Here is a 16,792-nt window from a genome sequence, read left to right as displayed (position 1 = left end):
GAGCCGCCGGGAGACCGGCGGCTTCTTTTGCGGACGTGGGCAGCGACCGAAGCTCTAGGTCGTAAAGCGGGCGTCAACGATCGGTGTTGCGAGGCAGCAAAGGATTGCCGGATCGAGCCGCAGGCCGCAGGAGCCAATCATGCGGCGCGAAGCTGTATTGTCGGCGTGCACGAACTCAACCACTTCGTCTGCGCCCAGCTTTTCGAATGCGGCCATAATCGCCACAGCGTTGACAACCCGGCCGAGCCCTTTTCCACGCTGATCTGCTGTGACCGTTATCAAGCCGACCCAGGCGACGCCACGATAGCTGCTGTGGGTATTGAAGGGCAGGGTCGCGTGAGCCGTGGCGACGATATTGCCATCCTCGTCTGCGACGGCGACCGTCACAGCAGGCACGATCTTGCCAAGGAGCATGTCGGCGGAGAATGGCGCGATGCCATTGTCCGCCATGCAGAGCTGAATGCGCCGAACCGTCTCGTCCTCGGGACGGGCCAAAACGTCGAGAAAGGTTAGCCTGTCGGGTAGGCCGGCCGCCCGGATCGGGGTGCAAGTGGCGACTGCCGTCATGCGGTCCGCCCTAAAGACGGTCCACACGTCAACCCGGTAGGACGATCCGAGCCTCTGACGGATGTCTTCGATGCGCTTCGCCGGCATCATGCGAAAACCGAAGACACCATCCTTGGCGAGGCGCTCATCGACAAAGGCCCAGTCGATGCGGTCGAAATCGTCGAACGAGAAGAACCGACCCGCTTGCACGAGGCCGGGTGTGGCGGCAATCCTCGCCTGTGCCTGGTCGGACTGACGCTGCAGTCGCTGCTGTTTTTCGGTGCCGTAGTAGTTCATTGCTCCCTCGCAACAAGCTTTCCTACTTTGCAGGTAGTTCCACCATTCCCGAAATGAAGTCTGCGATCGCCTGCGTATCATCGAGATTGAAGACCGGCAGAAAGGCTTCGGCAATCGGGTGATCGGCCGCAATGGCGGCGATGAAGGGATCGGTCGGCGCAAGAGGTTCCTGGTCGGCTGCTTCCAGCCGCCGGGCCTCAATCTTTGGGATCGGTTCGCGCTTGTAGCCCTCGATCAATACGAGGTCGCAGGGCGCAATCCGGCCAAGGATCTCTTCGAATGTAGGCTCGGGGGCGCCGCGCAACTCGTGCATGATGGCGTACCGCGTGCCGGATACGATAATGACTTCGTGTGCGCCGGCCTGCCGGTGGCGGTAGCTATCGGCACCGACCTTGTCGATGTCGAAATCATGATGGGCGTGCTTGATCGTCGAAATGTTGTAGCCGCGGCGGGTAAACTCCTCGACGAGGCGGACGGCCAGGCCGGTCTTGCCGGAGTTCTTCCAGCCTGCGATGCCAAAGACTTTCGGTTTTTCCATCAGACGAGCACCTTCAGCCAGCGTTCCGCCTCGGCGAGATCGTCGGGCGTGTTGACGTTGAAAAACGGATCGAGAAGGCTCGCGCGCGTCGGCCGCAGCGGAAAGGCAACTTCCGTAACGTCATGCCGTAAGAGGAAGTCCCGCACGCGGCGTTTTTCGTCCGTGGCGATCCAGGCTTCCAGATCATCGGCAAGCTTGACCGGCCACAAGCCAAACACGGGATGACTGCGGCCTTCCGTGGCTGCGATGGCAATTTTCTCGGGCGCATCGATGGCGGCGGCGAGCCAGTCCACCAGGTCGCGGGGAAAGAATGGACTGTCGACGGATACCGTGACCACGTGCGTAACACCTCCGAGCGTCGCGCCATAGGCCATCGCGGCATGGATGCCGGCCATCGGTCCCGCTTTGCCGGGAACTATATCAGGAATGAACAGGTGGCGGCAATTTTCCGGCGTCGCGTCGGCGTTGACGGAAAGGATGCTTACCTGCGGCTGAAGCTGTTCGACGACACGCTCCAGCAAGGTGCGGCCGCTGAGCTGCACGGAGGCTTTGTCGCGGCCCATCCGCGAGGAGCGCCCGCCGGCCAGGACGACGCCCGGTATATTGGATCTATCCAGCGAAAAATCGTTCATGGTTGCCTCAGACAGGTGTTCTCGGCTCGGACTCTTGGGCGACCGGCGGTACATGGCGCTTGGCCTCACGATAGAACGTGTAGAGGCCGGACGCGATGACGACTGCAGCACCGGTGAGTGTCCAAAGATCAGGGAGTTCCGCAAAGAAGACGAAGCCCAGCAATGTCGAGAAGATCAGGCTCGTGTAGCGGAACGGCGCCACGAAGGAGATTTCGCCCGTTCGCATCGCCATGATCACGGACTGGTAGCCGATCAGGACGAGAATGGCCGCGAGTAACAGATGGGAAAGCGATGCAAGGCTAACCGACTGCCATCCGCCAAGCAGCGGCGTCAGCAAGGCGCCGACGATCGTCACGGAGACGGCGGTGACGACGGTGATCATCAGCGACGGGATCTCCGGGCCGATGCCGCGCGTGGCGAGGTCGCGGCCGGCCGTGGTGAGCACGCTGCCGACGCAGAGGAGTGCGGCGGCCGTGAAGCCGTCCGGTCCCGGTCGAATGATGATCAGTACACCAAACAGCCCCACGAGAATCGCCGACCAGCGACGCCAGCCGACTGGTTCCGAGAAGAACAGCGCCGCGCCGAAGGTCACGACCAGCGGCAGCGATTGCAGGATGGCTGAAGCATTCGCGATCGGCATCATTCCAAGCGCAGTAATGTAAGTAACGGCTGCCAAGATCTCGCAAATGACGCGGACGATGACCATCGGCTCGAGCACCATGCGCCACGACCGCAATGCGCCCATGTAGCGCGCGATGACGTAGACGAAGATGCTGGTGAAAAGGCCGCGCAGGCACATGATCTGGCCGGCATTCATGTAGGCGATGACTGATTTGGAAAGTGCGTCGCTGCAGGAAAATCCGGCCATGGCCGAACTCATGTAGATGGCGCCCTGGGCATTGCGGGACCGCGGCATGTCGATATTCCGATTCTCGTACACGTCCTTTTAGAGGGTGCCAGGCGGGATGGGAATCGAACGAAAGCCACACCTGACATAATTCGATGGCGCAGTGCACAATAATGCAGGCGATGCGTGCCGACACTGCAGGAAACGGGTGGCTGCCAGCCCCGATCTCTGAGATTTGGAATGCCGCCAACAACAAGCGGAGGTTCCGATATGAGATATCTGGATGGCAAGGTTGCGATCATAACAGGCGCGAGTTCCGGTATCGGCCGGGCCGCGGCCAAGCTCTTCGCCGCGGAAGGTGCGGTACTGGTCGTGGCGGCGCGGCGCGAGGCCGAACTCGGCATGCTGGTGGAAGAGATCGGGGATGCAGGCGGCGAGGCGGTCGCGGTCGCGGGCGACGTGCGCGAGGAGGCCGTGAACCGGCGGCTGGTCGAGGTGGCGTTGCAACGCTTCGGCGGTCTAGACGTCGCCTTTAACAATGCCGGCAGCGCGGGCCAATCCGCACCCGTGGCCGAACTGTCGCTCGATGCCTGGAACGAGATGCTTGCGGTCAACCTGACGAGTGCCTTCCTTGCGGCGAAATACCAGGTCCCTGCGATGATCGAGCGCGGCGGCGGATCGATCGTCTTTACCTCGACGTTCGTCGGCCATACGGCGGGGATGCCCGGCATGGGTGCCTATGCAGCCAGTAAGGCGGGACTGACCGGTCTTGTCCAGGTGCTTGCGGCGGAGCTCGGTGCGAAGAACATCCGCGTCAACGCGCTGTTGCCCGGCGGCACTGATACGGCGATGAATCCGGCCAACTTCGAGAATCCCGATAGCGAACTCGTCGCCTTCATCCACGGCCTGCATGCGCTGAAACGCCTGGCGCAGCCAGAGGAGATCGCCAAGGCGGCGCTCTTCCTCGGATCCGATATGGCGAGCTTCGTCACGGGAACGGCCATGCTGGCGGATGGCGGGGTGTCGATCAACCGGACGTAGTTCGCCCAAATCCAGCGAGCGTCACCCGCCGGTGACGCTCATGTGGCGGGCAACGGCGGGTCGATTATGGGTGCGGTCGATGATGAAGTCGTGGCCTTTCGGCTTGCGCGAGATCGCCTCGTCGATCGCGGCATAGAGAAACCCGTCGTCTGGTGTGGCGCGCACGGCAGCGCGCAGATCGGCGGCGTCGTTCTGTCCGAGGCACATATAGAGCGTGCCGGTGCAGGTCAGCCGCACGCGATTGCAGCTTTCGCAGAAGTTATGCGTCATCGGCGTGATAAAGCCCAGCCGGCCGCCGGTCTCCCTGACTTCGACATAGCGGGCCGGGCCGCCGGTGCGGTAGGCGATCTCGGAGAAGGTGAACTGGCGTTCGAGATCGGCGCGCAGCTTCGACAGCGGCAGGTAGCGATCGGTGCGGTCTTCCTCGATTTCACCCATCGGCATGGTTTCGATGACGGTCAGATCCATGCCGCGACCATGCGCGAAGCGGATCATCTCGGGCATTTCGACGTCGTTGAAGTCCTTGAGCGCCACCGCATTGAGCTTGACCTTGAGGCCGGCTTTCTGTGCCGCCTCGATGCCTTCCATCACCTTGTGGAAGTCGCCCCAGCGGGTGATCTGGCGGAACTTGTCGGGATCAAGCGTATCGAGGGAGACGTTGATGCGGCGCACGCCGCAATCATAGAGCTCGTCGGCGAAGCGGGCAAGCTGCGAACCGTTGGTGGTCAGCGTCAGCTCGTCGAGGCCGGAGCCGATCTGCTTGCCGAGTTCACGCACCAGATACATGATGTTCTTGCGCACCAGCGGTTCGCCGCCGGTGAGCCGCAGCTTGCGCACACCTTTCGCGATGAAGACGGAACAGAGCCGGTGGAGTTCTTCGAGCGTCAAAAGCTCCTGCTTCGGCAGGAAGGTCATGTGTTCGGCCATGCAATAGGTGCAGCGGAAATCGCAGCGGTCGGTGACGGACACCCGCAGATACGTCACGGCCCGCTTGAACGGGTCGATCATCGGTTTTGCCTCTGCGACCAGTGGCGATGCGCTGCCTGTCGTTCCGACGTTGCTGTTCACGAATGCCTCCGCAATGCTACTAATGTGCGTATAGGCTATTGCCGCGTCAAGGGAAACGCTTCTTGGGCACGGCAAATTGAACTTGCCTCGCCACGCTGCATTGCCTACTCGTGATTTTGAAGGGGAATGGGATCATGAGCGATATCTGGCCGACTGAACTTAGAGTTTCGAAAGACCGGCAGCACCTCGTTGTCACCTTCAACGACGGGCAGAGCTTCGATCTTTCCGCCGAGATGCTGCGTGTGCTTTCTCCATCCGCGGAGGTGCAGGGGCACGGGCCGGGACAGAGGGTGACGGTGCCTGGCAAGCGCAATGTCGCGATCATCTCTCTGACACCGACCGGCAACTATGCGGTGCGCATCGGCTTCGACGATATGCACGATACCGGTATCTATACCTGGACCTATCTGCGCGAACTTGGCGAGCGTGGCGAAGAGCTGTTTGCTGCCTATGAAGGAGAGCTGCGCGAGAAGGGCATGAACCGCGACACGTCAGAAAAGCCACGCTGAACGACAACGGCCACAGGGGGAGTGCATGGCGGGAACGAGCAAACGAAACTGGCTGCGCGCCAAGGGCAGCCCGAGTGAAAGCAGGGTCACCTTTCTCGAACTGTTCTTCGATCTCGTTTTCGTCTTCTCGATCTCGCAGCTCTCGCACGCCCTGGCGGCCCATTATACGCCGCTCGGCGCGCTTGAGGCCGGCCTGATGACCTTTGCGGTCTGGTGGGTGTGGATATTCACCGCCTGGGTGACCAATTGGCTCGATCCCGACAAGATGCCGGTTCGGGGCATGCTCGTCGTGCTGATGTTGCTTGGCCTCGTTCTTTCCGCGTCTATCCCCGAGGCTTTCGCAGACAAGGGGCTGCTCTTTGCCGGCGCTTACGTGCTCATGCAGGTCGGCCGCTCTCTTTTCGCGGCCTATGCGGTCAAGTCGGACGCCTCCAAGTATCAGAACTTCGTCCGCATCAGTAGCTGGCTAATTTTTTCCGGCGTATTTTGGATTGCCGGCGGCCTGCTGGAACATGAAGCGCGGATGATCGCATGGCTTATTGCAATTGCCATCGAATATGCCGGTCCGGCGAGCGGCTTTGCCGTGCCGGGACTTGGCAAATCGACCGCCTTAGACTGGGACGTGTCAGGCGCACACATGGCCGAGCGTTGCGCGCTTTTCGTCATCATCTGCCTCGGCGAGGCGGTGCTGGTTTCGGGGCGGACATTCTCTGAAATGCCATTTTCAACGTTGACCGCGGTCGTCTTCGGGACCGGATTCGTTGGCACGGTGGCGATGTGGTGGCTCTACTTCCGTTTCGGCCATGAGCGGGCGGCGCATCGCATCGAGCACGACGAAAGGCCGGGAAGCCTGGCGCGGCAGGCGTTCACCTATGCGCATATTCCAATCCTGGCAGGGATCATCGTCCATGCCGTCGCGGTCGAGTTCATGTTCTCGCACCCGCACGAGACCGGCAATCTTGGCGTAGTAACCTCGGTGCTCGGTGGCTCCGGACTGTTCCTTGCCGGCAATCTCTGGTTCAAGGGAGCGACCAGCGGGCGCTTGCCGCTCTCGCACCTTGGCGGCCTCGTGCTGCTGATCCTGCTTGCCTTCGTCTCACCGTTTATCGAGCTCTACCTTGCCGGCATCCTTGCGACGCTGGTGCTGATCATCGTGGCGGCATGGGAATATAAATCCCTTGCAGGGGGGGCAGTCGGCCACACCGTTCACTGAATCACTCTTCGTAGACCAAGTCCTGCTGCAGGACACGGATGATCCGTTCCATCGAATCGGCCATCGCCATGCATTGCTCGATCGGTTCGGGTGAAAGCACGCGCTCGATGAGATCGGTCTGAATGACCATGGCCTTTTCCGTGACATCGCGGCCTTCCGGCGTCAGGAAGAGCCGAAGCACGCGCTTGTCCTTCTCGTCGCTACGCCGTTCGATCAGCCCGCGCTTTTCCATCTGCGGCAGGAGCATGCTCATGTTCGAGCGGCCGACCAGCAGTTTGCGCGCGAGTTCCTGCTGCGAGATGCCTTCGAAGCGGTAGAGATTGATGAGAATATCGAGATGGGGGGTCTTGATATCGAGTTCGGTGAGCGAGCGGCCGAGCGACTGCTGCATGAGTTGGCAAGCGCGCGCGACAGCGATCCAGCTGCGAAAACGCGGATGATCCCAGGGCAGGGATTGATTTTTGTTCATCGTTGTACTTTATTGTTCAGTGTTGAACATTGTTGGATTCCCACTATGACAAACTTTGCGCTGAAGGTCACCCGCCTCGGATTTTCGCTGCTGCAGTCGGTTTCGCCGCGCATCGCCGGAAAGGCGGCATTCCGTCTGTTCTGCGTAACGCCCTCCACGAAACCCAAGGGCGAGAAGGCTAAAGCAGCACATGCGGCGGGCGCGGAAAAGCTCGCCGGAGCGGAGCGGTTTACGCTTCGTCTTACCGGCGGCGGACGGGCGCACGCCTATCGGCTGAATGGCGGCGCTTTGGGGTGCCGCCCCCGTTATCTTGTGACGCACGGCTGGGGATCGAGCGGCGCGTATATGGGCGATCTCGCGGAGACTCTGGCGGCAACCGGCGCGGAGGTGATCGCAGTCGACTTTCCCGGACATGGCCGCGCGGCAGGGCGGGTTCTCCACATGGGCCTGGCGGTGAAGGCCATCGCGGCAGCTGAGCGTCGATTCGGGGCGTTCGACGCTGCAATCGGCCACTCCTTCGGCGGCGCCGCACTGATGGTGGCGGCGGCAGGGATGCTGCCCGGCGTTACTGCCGTGCTCCCGGAGAAGCTCGCGCTGATCGGCTCGCCGAGCGAGATGCACTGGCTCTTCAAGGATTTCGGCAAGATGATCGGCCTTGGACGGTCGGCGCAACAGGTGCTTGAGACCGAGGTGTTCCGGGTCACCGGCCGGCGACTGGAGGAATTCGACGCGAGCAGGGCGGCCGACGCGATCCGGCGCCCGGTGCTGATTGTGCATGCCGAAGACGATAAGGAAGTGAACGCCAACCACGCGCGACGTTACGCGGCCGCAAGCGATGCGGTGCGGCTCTACTGGGCCAATGGGTACGGGCATCGCCGGATCGTCGGGGCTCGGCCTGTTCTGGATGCGATCACCGGTTTTCTCGCTGAGGACGATGCGGACAAAGATGCTGAGATCATTCCGCTTTTCGATCTTCCCGCCAGGCGTATGTCATTGTAACGTCACGCTAGGCAGCTAAAGGCCGCCACGACAACGCGGCAGGACAACCATGAAAATCATCGAAACGGTGGAAGAACTCGCGGCGATCTACGCTGGCGGGTTGACGCAGGCATCCGTGGCCAAGGTGACGGATTATCTGACGCCGCTTTATCGCGCAATGATCGAGGCATCGCCTTTCGTGGCGCTGGCGACCGTGGGACCCCAAGGTCTCGACTGTTCGCCGCGCGGCGATATCGGCGGGGTCGTGCGCATCATCGACGACACGACGCTGCACCTGCCGGACTGGCGCGGCAACAACCGCGTCGATTCTCTCTCCAACATTGTGCGCGACCCACGTCTGGCGTTGATGTTTCTCATTCCCGGCTCGAACACCACGATGCGCATCAACGGACGTGGCGTCGTGACCAATGACGAGGCGGTGCTTGCCAGCTTTGAGATGGATGGAAAGCATCCGCGGACGGTGATCGTCATCACAATCGACGAGGTTTATTTCCAGTGTGCTCGTGCGCTTATCCGTTCCGAGCTATGGAACCCGGAAACCTTCGTTGATCCGAAGAGCCTGCCGACGCCGGGGTTGATGCTGAAGGCGGCGATCGGGGATTTCGACTACGAAACCTATGATCGCGAATGGCCGCAACGCGCGGCCAGGACGATGTGGTAACTTCAGTAGTTCTTCCAAATGGGCTCGCATGCAGGCTATCGATGGCTGTTGCTTGCGATAGCGCCGGTGTCGCGACAATCGCCGTTCATCGACTAAAACGGGCAGGCCAAGACGGTGTCGGCTGGGATTTATCCCTTGTAGATCAGCCAGCTTTTTGTGAAGTCTTTCTGCATACCGTCTTCGAAGAGGACGCTGCAGTTGCGGCCGGAATTCTTGGCGCCGTAAAGCGCCACGTCGGCCTTGTGGTAAAGCTCGCCGGCGTCCTCCGCGTAGGATGCCATGCAGACGCCGACCGATACGGTGACAGGTCCGTAATTGATCCTCGTGCGCGAGTTCGTGAAGGGTGTCGTTTCCAAGGTGCGGCGGATGCGTTCGGCCGTTCCCATCACCTCCTCGGAAGTGTTGCCCTCGATGATCAAGGCGAACTCCTCGCCGCCGGTGCGGGCGACGAAAACGTCGCGGCGTACATTGGCTCGGATGACCGAGGCGACAGTCGCAAGGATCTTGTCACCCACCGGATGACCATAGGTGTCGTTGATCTTCTTGAAGTTGTCGATGTCCGCAAGCACGAGCGCGGTAACGGGACGCATTGCCGGATTGTTGAAGACGGCCGCCAGGCGGTCGTCGAAGGCACGTCGGTTCGACAGGCGCGTCAACGAGTCCGTATTGGCAATGCGCTTGTACTCGTCGAGTTCCTTGCGAACCTGATCCATTTCCTGCGAACGCTGAACGACGTTCTCGACCGTGCGTTCGCCGTGCGCCATCGTGTCGCCGGTTGCCTCGGTAAGCAGGGTGAGGGCGTTTTCGATCAGCTCCACGCTTGTATGGTTCTTCGAGCTGATCCGCTTGTAGGTTTCGCCGAGAAGCTTGTTGTAGCTCTCCAGCGATATTTGCTCCTGGCGAAGGACGCGCAACAGTGTCTCGAGCTCGGCGGCGATGCGACCGTGCGCGTCGTCGAACACGCGGGCAGGGCTGTGCGCAAAGTATTGTGCACCGAGGGTGTCCAACTCCTCCTGCGTCGCCTGACTGCCGAGCGCCGCGAGGTCGCGAGTCAGCGCCGGGTTGGAGCCGATATAGGCTTCGTAGAAGAGTTCGTAATTGCGAGGGATCGGCGCAACGCCCATGGAGCGCATGGCGAACGTGATCTGACCTGCCACGTCGGGAACCTGCGCCCTCGTTGGCGCTGCGGCCGTCGTCATGCGACTACTCCTCAATTGAATGTCAAATGCAGTCTTTAATTTGTTAGCCTACAAATATTGGAAAATGATTAAGGGGGGATATACCAATGATTACATATGAGATTTGTCCGATCTTCTGCATATTTGCTTATCGCATTGATTTTATCTGAGAATTTGCATCGACGTAACAATTGTTGCGCCTTGTGCGCGAGTAACGCGAAATAAAAAATCCCATCAGCCGTTTTGGTTGCTTTCGATCGTCTCCAAATCGTTGACAGTCGGCGTTGATTGGTCGCTCTGTTGTGCGTCGCTGAGAAGGCGCACGTTCCTTCCCAGGGAGCCGCGGGGCTCCACTGGAAGGCCAGAGCATGGAAACGTCTCGTCAACTTCACCGATCGTACGCGTCGCCACCTTATCGCTGGGTCTGTCGCGCTGATTCAGCAGAACCGCTTCTTCGATCGGGTCTCCGCAGCGACATCCTCGCCAGTGTGAAGGCAGAGGAGGTACAATGCATTGCGGGCTCCGAGAGCCAGATCGATAGCGCCGCGGTCGACCATCGGGCGACCGCTGCGATCCATTGAAATCGATCAGCCGAGGTTGAATTCCTGGAAGAAGTCGTTGCCCTTGTCGTCGGTGACGATAAAAGCCGGGAAGGCCTCAACCTCGATCTTCCAGACGGCCTCCATGCCGAGTTCCGCATATTCCAGGACGTCGACCTTCTTGATACAATCCTGCGCCAGCCGCGCGGCCGGTCCGCCGATGGAGCCGAGGTAGAAGCCTCCGTGCTTCTTGCAGGCTTCGCGCACGGCGCGGGAGCGGTTGCCCTTGGCAAGCATCACCATCGATCCGCCGAAAGACTGGAACTGGTCGACATAGGAATCCATGCGGCCGGCCGTGGTCGGGCCGAAGGAGCCGGAGGCATAGCCTGCCGGGGTCTTGGCCGGACCGGCGTAATAGACCGGATGGTTCTTCATGTAGTCGGGCATGCCTTCGCCCTTTTCCAGCCGCTCGCGGATCTTGGCGTGGGCGAGGTCGCGTGCGACGATAATCGTTCCCGTGAGCGAGAGCCGCGTCTTGACCGGATGCTTGCTGAGTTTGGCGAGAATGCCGGACATCGGCTGGTTGAGGTCGATGCGGACCATCGATTCCGACAGGTTCGACTCGTCGATCTCGGGCATATACTTCGACGGATCTGTCTCCAGCTGCTCGATGAAGATGCCGTCGCGGGTGATCTTGCCCTTCGCCTGACGGTCGGCGGAACAGGAGACGCCGAGGCCGATCGGCAGCGAGGCGCCGTGGCGCGGCAGGCGGATGACGCGTACGTCATGACAGAAATACTTGCCACCGAACTGAGCGCCGACGCCCATCTGCTGCGTCAGCTTATGGATTTCCCTCTCCATCTCGATATCGCGGAAGGCGTGGCCGCTTTCGGAGCCCTCGGTCGGCAGATCGTCGAGATAGCGCGTCGAGGCGAGCTTGACGGTCTTGAGGTTCATCTCGGCGGAAGTGCCACCGATGACGATCGCAAGATGGTAGGGGGGGCAGGCTGCCGTACCCAACGTAAGGATCTTCTCCTTAAGGAAGTCGATCATGCGATCATGTGTCAGGAGCGACGGGGTACCCTGGTAGAGGAAGGTCTTGTTGGCCGAGCCGCCACCCTTGGCGACGAACAGGAAGTCATAGGAGTCAGTTCCCTCCTGGTAGATATCGATCTGCGCCGGCAGATTGTTCTTGGTGTTCTTTTCTTCGAACATCTTGACAGGTGCTAGCTGCGAGTAGCGCAGGTTCTTCTTTTCGTAGGCGTCCATCACGCCTTTGGCGAGAGCCGCATAGTCCTCACCTTCGGTCCAGACGCGGCGGCCTTTCTTGGCCATGATGATCGCCGTACCGGTATCCTGACACATCGGCAGCACGCCGCCGGCTGCAATGTTGGCATTCTTCAGCAGATCGTAGGCGACGAAGCGGTCGTTGTCTGTGGCTTCCGGATCCTCGAGGATCGAGGCGAGTTGCTTCAGATGGCCGGGCCGCAGGAGATGGTTGATGTCGGCGAATGCCGTTTCGGCCAGCAGGCGAATGCCTTCCGGCTCGACGGTCAGGATGTCCTGTCCCTTGAAGCTGTCGACAGAGACGTAGTCGCTGCTGATCTTGCGGTATTGGGTGGAGTCTTTGCTGAGGGGGAAAAGATCGTCAGCCATCGAAGGACCTTTCATGCGGACCGAAATCGCAGATGGTCTATTCGGGCATCTTCGCAATTGCAATAATTCTAAAACTTGTCTGTTTTTGTCATGAAAGTCCATGAAAACACCGCCGCGAGGGCGGCGGTGTCTGCTACTTCGATCAGGCTCGCCGGCGGCTTTACTTCGGGCCGATCATCGTTTCGGGACGGACGATCGTGTCGTATTCCTCAACAGTGACGAGGCCGCTCGCCAAGGCTTCTTCCTTCAGCGTCGTACCGTTCTTGTGTGCGGTCTTGGCGATCTTGGCGGCATTGTCATAGCCGATCTTCGGGGCGAGCGCCGTGACCAGCATCAGCGACCGCTCGAGGCCAGCCTTGATGTTGTCCTCGCGCGCCTCGATGCCGACGACGCAATTGTCGGTGAAGGAGACGGCGGCGTCACCGAGCAGCTGTACCGACTGAAGGAAATTGTAGGCCATCATCGGGTTGTAGACGTTGAGCTCGAAGTGGCCCTGGCTGTCGGCGAAGGTCAGCGCAGCGTTGTTGCCGAAGATGTGAATGCAGACCTGTGTCAGCGCTTCGCACTGCGTGGGGTTGACCTTGCCCGGCATGATGGAGGAGCCGGGCTCGTTTTCCGGCAACGCGAGTTCGCCGAGGCCGGCGCGTGGGCCGGAGCCCAAGAGGCGGATGTCGTTGGCGATCTTGAAGAGAGCGGCGGCGGCCGCATTGATGGCGCCATGGCTAAAGACCATCGAGTCATGGGCGGCGAGCGCTTCGAACTTGTTCGGGGCGGTGACGAAAGGCAGGCCGGTGATCTCCGCAATCTCGTCGGCGACCTTCTCGGCAAAGCCGACCGGCGCATTGAGGCCCGTGCCGACCGCAGTGCCGCCCTGGGCCAGTTCGCAAAGGCCGGGGAGCGTCATTTCGATACGCTTGATGGCGGAGCCGACCTGCGCGGCATAGCCCGAAAACTCCTGGCCAAGCGTTAGCGGCGTCGCATCCTGCGTATGCGTACGGCCGATCTTGATGATGTGACTGAACTCGGTAACCTTCATGTCGAGGGCGGCATGAAGGTGCTTCAGGCTCGGCAACAGGTGGCGCACGATCTGCTCTGCGCAGGCGATATGCATCGCCGTCGGATAAGTATCGTTCGACGATTGGCTCATATTGACGTGATCGTTCGGATGTACCGGCTTCTTCGAGCCCATCACGCCGCCCAGCAATTCGATCGCGCGATTGGAGATCACCTCATTGGCGTTCATGTTCGACTGCGTGCCGGAGCCCGTCTGCCAGACGACGAGAGGGAAATGGTCGTTGAGCTTCCCGTCGATGACTTCCTGCGCCGCATCAACGATGGGGTTGCCGATCGCCGGCTCGAGCTGGCCGAGCGCCATGTTTGCGCGGGCCGCTGCCTGCTTGACGATGCCGAGCGCGCGAACAATCGAAAGCGGCTGCTTTTCCCAACCGATCTTGAAATTACCAAGCGAGCGCTGCGCCTGCGCACCCCAATATCGGTCATTTTGCACTTCGATCGGGCCGAACGTATCTGTTTCGGTGCGGGTGGAGGTCATGGCCATGCCTTTCTGTCGCGGTGCCTCTCAGAGATGCGGTCTTATAGGTCCGAAACGGGCCGAAGAAAACCGTCCAGAAATGAAAACATGAATGGGCAATTCATATTATTTGCCAGGATCAGTGATCTTTTAGACACGGCTGAATTTTTATCTTTCAGCGGCTTTTTGGCCACTGTGTCTTGAGGCGAAAATAAAGTAAAAAATTAACCAATAATTTCATAATTTTGTGTGAACTGCGGATCAACGTAAGCGTTCGTCGCGTTACTGTAGGTTGAGTTGGCCGAGGCTGGCGGCAGCGCCTGCTTTCTGCCATGTGACGCTCGCGCCGGATGAAACGAGTTCTGAGGCGGGTCTCGCCCGCGATTTGAAGACAGCATGACACTGGGACTGGATAAAAGCATGACATTCCTTCTGAGAGGTGCGGTTTCCGCACTCGCGCTTTCTTGCGGTATAGCTGCGATGGGTGTCGCGCCCGCGCATGCCTACACGTTGATGGATATGATCCGCGGGGATCGCGCGCGGACGCAGAGCACGATTGTCAATCCGAGGCCGTCGGTTCCTTCGTTCCTTCAGTCGGCTCCGGACGCGCCGCTGCCGAAGGTGTCAAGCCCGCGCTACTATACCTACCAGCCCGATGCGATGCGCTTCGTCGATACCGGCAAGTTCACCGATCCTGTTGTCACCGGAGCAGTCGCCGACGCGTCGGCGGTGACCGAGACGATGCCGTCGGTTCAGCGCCGTTTCCTCATCGAGGCAAAGGTGCGCGCACCTGTCGAAGTCGCCAAGGCGCTCGAGGCCTATTACGGTGACGTGAAGAACCCGCTGGTTTGGCTCACCGGAACGGATGTGAATGATCGCGCCAAGGCCGCGATGGCCGTATTGGCAGATGCGGCGTCGGTTGGTCTCGACTCGGCCGACTATGCGGTCCAGGTGCCGACCGAGGATCCGACCAATCCGGATCCAGCGGTCCGCGACCGCGCCCTGACGCAGTTCGAGCTGGAGCTTTCTGCCAAGGTGCTCGCCTATGTGCAGGATACCTTGCGCGGACGCATCGATCCAAACAAGCTCTCCGGCTATCATGATTTCAAGCGTAAGGATGTGAACCTTGCGCCGGTGCTGAAGCTCGCCCGCATGAGCCCGGATACGGCAGCTTATCTCAGAAGCCGGACGCCGGATGGGCCGCAGTTTGTTGCGCTCCAGGATGAGTTGGCGAAACTGCGCGCCGAAGGCGCAAGCGACGACAGCATCGATATTGCCCTGAGCGGCCTGCTTCGTCCGGGCGATAACTCATCCGAAATCCCGAATATCGTGAAGGCGATCGACAAGCACGGTTCGGCCGCCCTCAAGGGCGAACATGCCGCGACGCTCGCCGCATATACAGGTAGCACCGACTATTCGCCGGAGATCGTTGCACTCGTCGAAGGTTTCCAAAAGGAACATGGCCTGAAGCCGGACGGTGTCATCGGCCAGGCCACGGTCCGCGTCATGACCGGCGGCGACAGCAACCCTTCGAAGGTCGAGAAGTTGATCGTTGCCATGGAGCAAGCGCGCTGGCTGCCGGCTGACCTCGGCTCGCGTTACGTTTTCATCAACCAGCCGGCCTACATGGTTTACTACCACAACGACAACAAGGAACAGTTGTCGATGCGTGTCGTCGTCGGTCAGCCGTCGCACCAGACCTTCTTCTTCCAGGACCAGATTGAGACGGTCGAGTTCAACCCGTTCTGGGGCGTGCCGCAGTCGATCATCATCAACGAGATGTTGCCGCGCCTGCGCTCCGACCCAAGCTATTTGGATCGGATGGGCTATGAAGTAACGGTTGGCGGCCGCGCCGTGGCGTCGTCCAGCGTCGACTGGTACGGGTCTACGACAAACGTCTCGGTGCGCCAGCCGCCGAGCGACGACAACGCCCTTGGCGAACTCAAGATCCTGTTCCCGAACGCGCATGCGATCTACATGCACGACACGCCCTCGAAGAGCTTCTTCAAGCGCGACATGCGTGCTCTCAGCCATGGTTGCGTGCGCCTTGCCGAGCCGCGTGCGATGGCAGCAGCTGTGTTGAACACTTCGGTGGACCAGATTGGCAAGGAAATCGCCACAGGCAAGAACCACGCCCTGCAGGTTCCGCAGAAGATACCGGTCTACGTAGCTTACTTCACGGCCTGGCCGAACAAGGATGGCGTCGTGCAGTATTTCGACGACGTGTACGGCCGCGACGCCTATGTGCAGAAGGCCTTCGATGCCACGACGAAGGCACGCGGCGCGCAGATCTGACCGCGCCGAGCAGATGACATGAGAAAGGCGGCCGGTGAGCCGCCTTTTTCTTTCGCGTCAGCCTGCTGCCGCGGCCGGCTTGGCGGAAGCAAAATCCCCGATCAATTCATCAACGAGCGCAGGCGTCAGCTCCCTGAAATGCGTGATGACGCGGGTCGGCGCGAGTGTCTCGACGGGGACGTCGGAATAGCCGAACGGCACGGCGATCGAAGGCACTCCCGCATTTCGAGCAACAAGAATGTCGTTGACGCTGTCGCCGACCATGATGGTCCTGCGGACATCGCCGCCGGCGCGTTCAATGGTTCCGAGAAGATGCTGGGCGTGCGGTTTCCTGATCGTAAAGGTATCGCCGCCGGTAATGGCGTTGAAATAGTGAGTGAGTTCAAGCTTCCCGATGAGGCCGCGCGCCAGACCTTCGAGCTTGTTGGTACAAACGGCAAGCTTGTAGCCGGCGCTCTTCAACTGATCCATTGCCTCGACAAGGCCCGGGTAAGGGAGCGTATGCCCGGGCATGTTGTCGGTATAGTGAGTGATGAAGTGGTCGAGCAGGGCCGGGATCTGCTCCTGTGATAGCGGATGTCCCCGAAGGTTGCAGGCCCGCTCGATCATGACCTTGGCGCCATGTCCGACGAGATGCGTGAGGTCGTCATAGCCGACTGGTGCCAAACCGATCGCGGCGATCGTATAGTTCAGGCTTTGCACGAGATCGGCGTGAGTATCGAGCAGCGTTCCATCGAGATCGAATACAACGAGGGCAGGGGTCAAGGATTCCG

At 60.4% G+C, this 16,792-nt stretch carries 16 protein-coding genes; 6 read left to right on the top strand and 10 right to left on the bottom strand.

What is annotated here, in order from left to right; translation table 11 throughout:
• Positions 1 to 54: 54 nt before the first annotated feature.
• Genes ACSQ9D_RS08655 through ACSQ9D_RS08640 form a run of 4 tightly spaced genes read right to left on the bottom strand, consistent with a single transcriptional unit; the run spans position 55 to position 2,929 of the window.
• On the bottom strand, positions 55 to 843 hold the full coding sequence (locus ACSQ9D_RS08655) for an N-acetyltransferase family protein (protein WP_436281887.1): 789 nt from the start codon (positions 841 to 843) through the stop codon (positions 55 to 57).
• Between the two features lie 22 nt (positions 844 to 865).
• Positions 866 to 1,381, bottom strand: coding sequence for a molybdopterin-guanine dinucleotide biosynthesis protein B (gene mobB / locus ACSQ9D_RS08650; protein WP_436281886.1), 516 nt, complete (start codon positions 1,379 to 1,381; stop codon positions 866 to 868).
• Positions 1,381 to 2,013 carry a molybdenum cofactor guanylyltransferase MobA gene (mobA, locus tag ACSQ9D_RS08645; RefSeq protein ID WP_436281885.1) on the bottom strand — a complete coding sequence of 211 codons (633 nt, stop codon included), beginning with the start codon at positions 2,011 to 2,013 and terminating at the stop codon, positions 1,381 to 1,383. Before mobA ends, mobB begins: the two co-directional genes overlap by 1 nt.
• Positions 2,014 to 2,020: 7 nt before the next feature.
• A complete protein-coding gene (locus tag ACSQ9D_RS08640) occupies positions 2,021 to 2,929 on the bottom strand; it encodes a DMT family transporter (protein WP_436281884.1) in 909 nt (302 codons plus the stop codon).
• Positions 2,930 to 3,130: 201 nt separating this feature from the next.
• On the opposite strand from ACSQ9D_RS08640, the gene ACSQ9D_RS08635 reads away from it, so the two are divergent.
• Positions 3,131 to 3,901, top strand: a complete 771-nt coding sequence (locus tag ACSQ9D_RS08635; RefSeq protein ID WP_436281883.1) for an SDR family oxidoreductase — start codon at positions 3,131 to 3,133, stop codon at positions 3,899 to 3,901.
• 21 nt (positions 3,902 to 3,922) lie between these two features.
• Here ACSQ9D_RS08635 and moaA read toward each other — a convergent pair whose 3' ends face one another.
• On the bottom strand, positions 3,923 to 4,969 hold the full coding sequence (moaA, locus tag ACSQ9D_RS08630) for a GTP 3',8-cyclase MoaA (RefSeq protein WP_436281882.1): 1,047 nt from the start codon (positions 4,967 to 4,969) through the stop codon (positions 3,923 to 3,925).
• Positions 4,970 to 5,103: 134 nt separating this feature from the next.
• Here moaA and ACSQ9D_RS08625 point away from each other — a divergent pair, with 134 nt between their 5' ends.
• Positions 5,104 to 5,478, top strand: coding sequence for a gamma-butyrobetaine hydroxylase-like domain-containing protein (locus ACSQ9D_RS08625; protein WP_436281881.1), 375 nt, complete (start codon positions 5,104 to 5,106; stop codon positions 5,476 to 5,478).
• 25 nt (positions 5,479 to 5,503) lie between these two features.
• Positions 5,504 to 6,691, top strand: a complete 1,188-nt coding sequence (locus ACSQ9D_RS08620) for a low temperature requirement protein A (protein ID WP_436281880.1) — start codon at positions 5,504 to 5,506, stop codon at positions 6,689 to 6,691.
• Between the two features lies 1 nt (position 6,692).
• Here the strand turns inward: ACSQ9D_RS08620 and ACSQ9D_RS08615 are convergent, their stop codons facing one another.
• Positions 6,693 to 7,160, bottom strand: a complete 468-nt coding sequence (locus ACSQ9D_RS08615) for a MarR family winged helix-turn-helix transcriptional regulator (protein WP_436281879.1) — start codon at positions 7,158 to 7,160, stop codon at positions 6,693 to 6,695.
• A 45-nt stretch (positions 7,161 to 7,205) separates the two neighbouring features.
• Here ACSQ9D_RS08615 and ACSQ9D_RS08610 point away from each other — a divergent pair, with 45 nt between their 5' ends.
• The gene (locus ACSQ9D_RS08610; RefSeq protein ID WP_436281878.1) at positions 7,206 to 8,159 is read left to right on the top strand and encodes an alpha/beta hydrolase; all 954 of its coding nucleotides are present in this window, start codon (positions 7,206 to 7,208) and stop codon (positions 8,157 to 8,159) included.
• 49 nt (positions 8,160 to 8,208) lie between these two features.
• Complete coding sequence (locus tag ACSQ9D_RS08605) at positions 8,209 to 8,820, top strand: pyridoxamine 5'-phosphate oxidase family protein (protein ID WP_436281877.1); 612 nt, start codon at positions 8,209 to 8,211, stop codon at positions 8,818 to 8,820.
• Positions 8,821 to 8,948: 128 nt separating this feature from the next.
• Here the strand turns inward: ACSQ9D_RS08605 and ACSQ9D_RS08600 are convergent, their stop codons facing one another.
• The 3 genes from ACSQ9D_RS08600 to fumC form a co-directional block, all read right to left on the bottom strand.
• Positions 8,949 to 10,019, bottom strand: a complete 1,071-nt coding sequence (locus ACSQ9D_RS08600; RefSeq protein ID WP_436281876.1) for a GGDEF domain-containing protein — start codon at positions 10,017 to 10,019, stop codon at positions 8,949 to 8,951.
• A 566-nt stretch (positions 10,020 to 10,585) separates the two neighbouring features.
• Positions 10,586 to 12,193: a fumarate hydratase gene (locus ACSQ9D_RS08595; RefSeq protein ID WP_436281875.1), complete on the bottom strand. Its 1,608-nt coding sequence runs from the start codon at positions 12,191 to 12,193 to the stop codon at positions 10,586 to 10,588.
• 160 nt (positions 12,194 to 12,353) lie between these two features.
• Complete coding sequence (gene fumC, locus ACSQ9D_RS08590; RefSeq protein ID WP_037119382.1) at positions 12,354 to 13,745, bottom strand: class II fumarate hydratase; 1,392 nt, start codon at positions 13,743 to 13,745, stop codon at positions 12,354 to 12,356.
• Between the two features lie 399 nt (positions 13,746 to 14,144).
• Between fumC and ACSQ9D_RS08585 the strand changes: the two genes are divergently transcribed.
• Positions 14,145 to 16,019: a L,D-transpeptidase family protein gene (locus tag ACSQ9D_RS08585; RefSeq protein WP_436281874.1), complete on the top strand. Its 1,875-nt coding sequence runs from the start codon at positions 14,145 to 14,147 to the stop codon at positions 16,017 to 16,019.
• Between the two features lie 57 nt (positions 16,020 to 16,076).
• On the opposite strand, the gene ACSQ9D_RS08580 is transcribed toward ACSQ9D_RS08585, so the two are convergent.
• Entirely contained in the window at positions 16,077 to 16,784 is a 708-nt protein-coding gene (locus ACSQ9D_RS08580) for an HAD family hydrolase (protein ID WP_436281873.1), read from the bottom strand.
• Between the last annotated feature and the right edge of the window lie 8 nt (positions 16,785 to 16,792).

Source organism: Rhizobium sp. LjRoot258, from assembly GCF_964254185.1.
Taxonomy (GTDB): Bacteria; Pseudomonadota; Alphaproteobacteria; order Rhizobiales; family Rhizobiaceae; genus Rhizobium.
Note: the sequence above shows the minus strand (reverse complement) of the source record. Positions and strands in the feature narration are given on the sequence as shown.

Excerpts from the sequence above, each read along its gene's own strand:
- ACSQ9D_RS08655 (WP_436281887.1), bottom strand. The coding sequence starts at position 843 with ATGAACTACTACGGCACCGAAAAACAGCAGCGACTGCAGCGTCAGTCC.
- mobB (WP_436281886.1), bottom strand. The coding sequence starts at position 1,381 with ATGGAAAAACCGAAAGTCTTTGGCATCGCAGGCTGGAAGAACTCCGGC.
- mobA (WP_436281885.1), bottom strand. The coding sequence starts at position 2,013 with ATGAACGATTTTTCGCTGGATAGATCCAATATACCGGGCGTCGTCCTG.
- ACSQ9D_RS08640 (WP_436281884.1), bottom strand. The coding sequence starts at position 2,929 with ATGCCGCGGTCCCGCAATGCCCAGGGCGCCATCTACATGAGTTCGGCC.
- ACSQ9D_RS08635 (WP_436281883.1), top strand. The coding sequence starts at position 3,131 with ATGAGATATCTGGATGGCAAGGTTGCGATCATAACAGGCGCGAGTTCC.
- ACSQ9D_RS08625 (WP_436281881.1), top strand. The coding sequence starts at position 5,104 with ATGAGCGATATCTGGCCGACTGAACTTAGAGTTTCGAAAGACCGGCAG.
- ACSQ9D_RS08620 (WP_436281880.1), top strand. The coding sequence starts at position 5,504 with ATGGCGGGAACGAGCAAACGAAACTGGCTGCGCGCCAAGGGCAGCCCG.
- ACSQ9D_RS08615 (WP_436281879.1), bottom strand. The coding sequence starts at position 7,160 with ATGAACAAAAATCAATCCCTGCCCTGGGATCATCCGCGTTTTCGCAGC.
- ACSQ9D_RS08610 (WP_436281878.1), top strand. The coding sequence starts at position 7,206 with ATGACAAACTTTGCGCTGAAGGTCACCCGCCTCGGATTTTCGCTGCTG.
- ACSQ9D_RS08605 (WP_436281877.1), top strand. The coding sequence starts at position 8,209 with ATGAAAATCATCGAAACGGTGGAAGAACTCGCGGCGATCTACGCTGGC.
- ACSQ9D_RS08600 (WP_436281876.1), bottom strand. The coding sequence starts at position 10,019 with ATGACGACGGCCGCAGCGCCAACGAGGGCGCAGGTTCCCGACGTGGCA.
- ACSQ9D_RS08595 (WP_436281875.1), bottom strand. The coding sequence starts at position 12,193 with ATGGCTGACGATCTTTTCCCCCTCAGCAAAGACTCCACCCAATACCGC.
- fumC (WP_037119382.1), bottom strand. The coding sequence starts at position 13,745 with ATGACCTCCACCCGCACCGAAACAGATACGTTCGGCCCGATCGAAGTG.
- ACSQ9D_RS08585 (WP_436281874.1), top strand. The coding sequence starts at position 14,145 with ATGACATTCCTTCTGAGAGGTGCGGTTTCCGCACTCGCGCTTTCTTGC.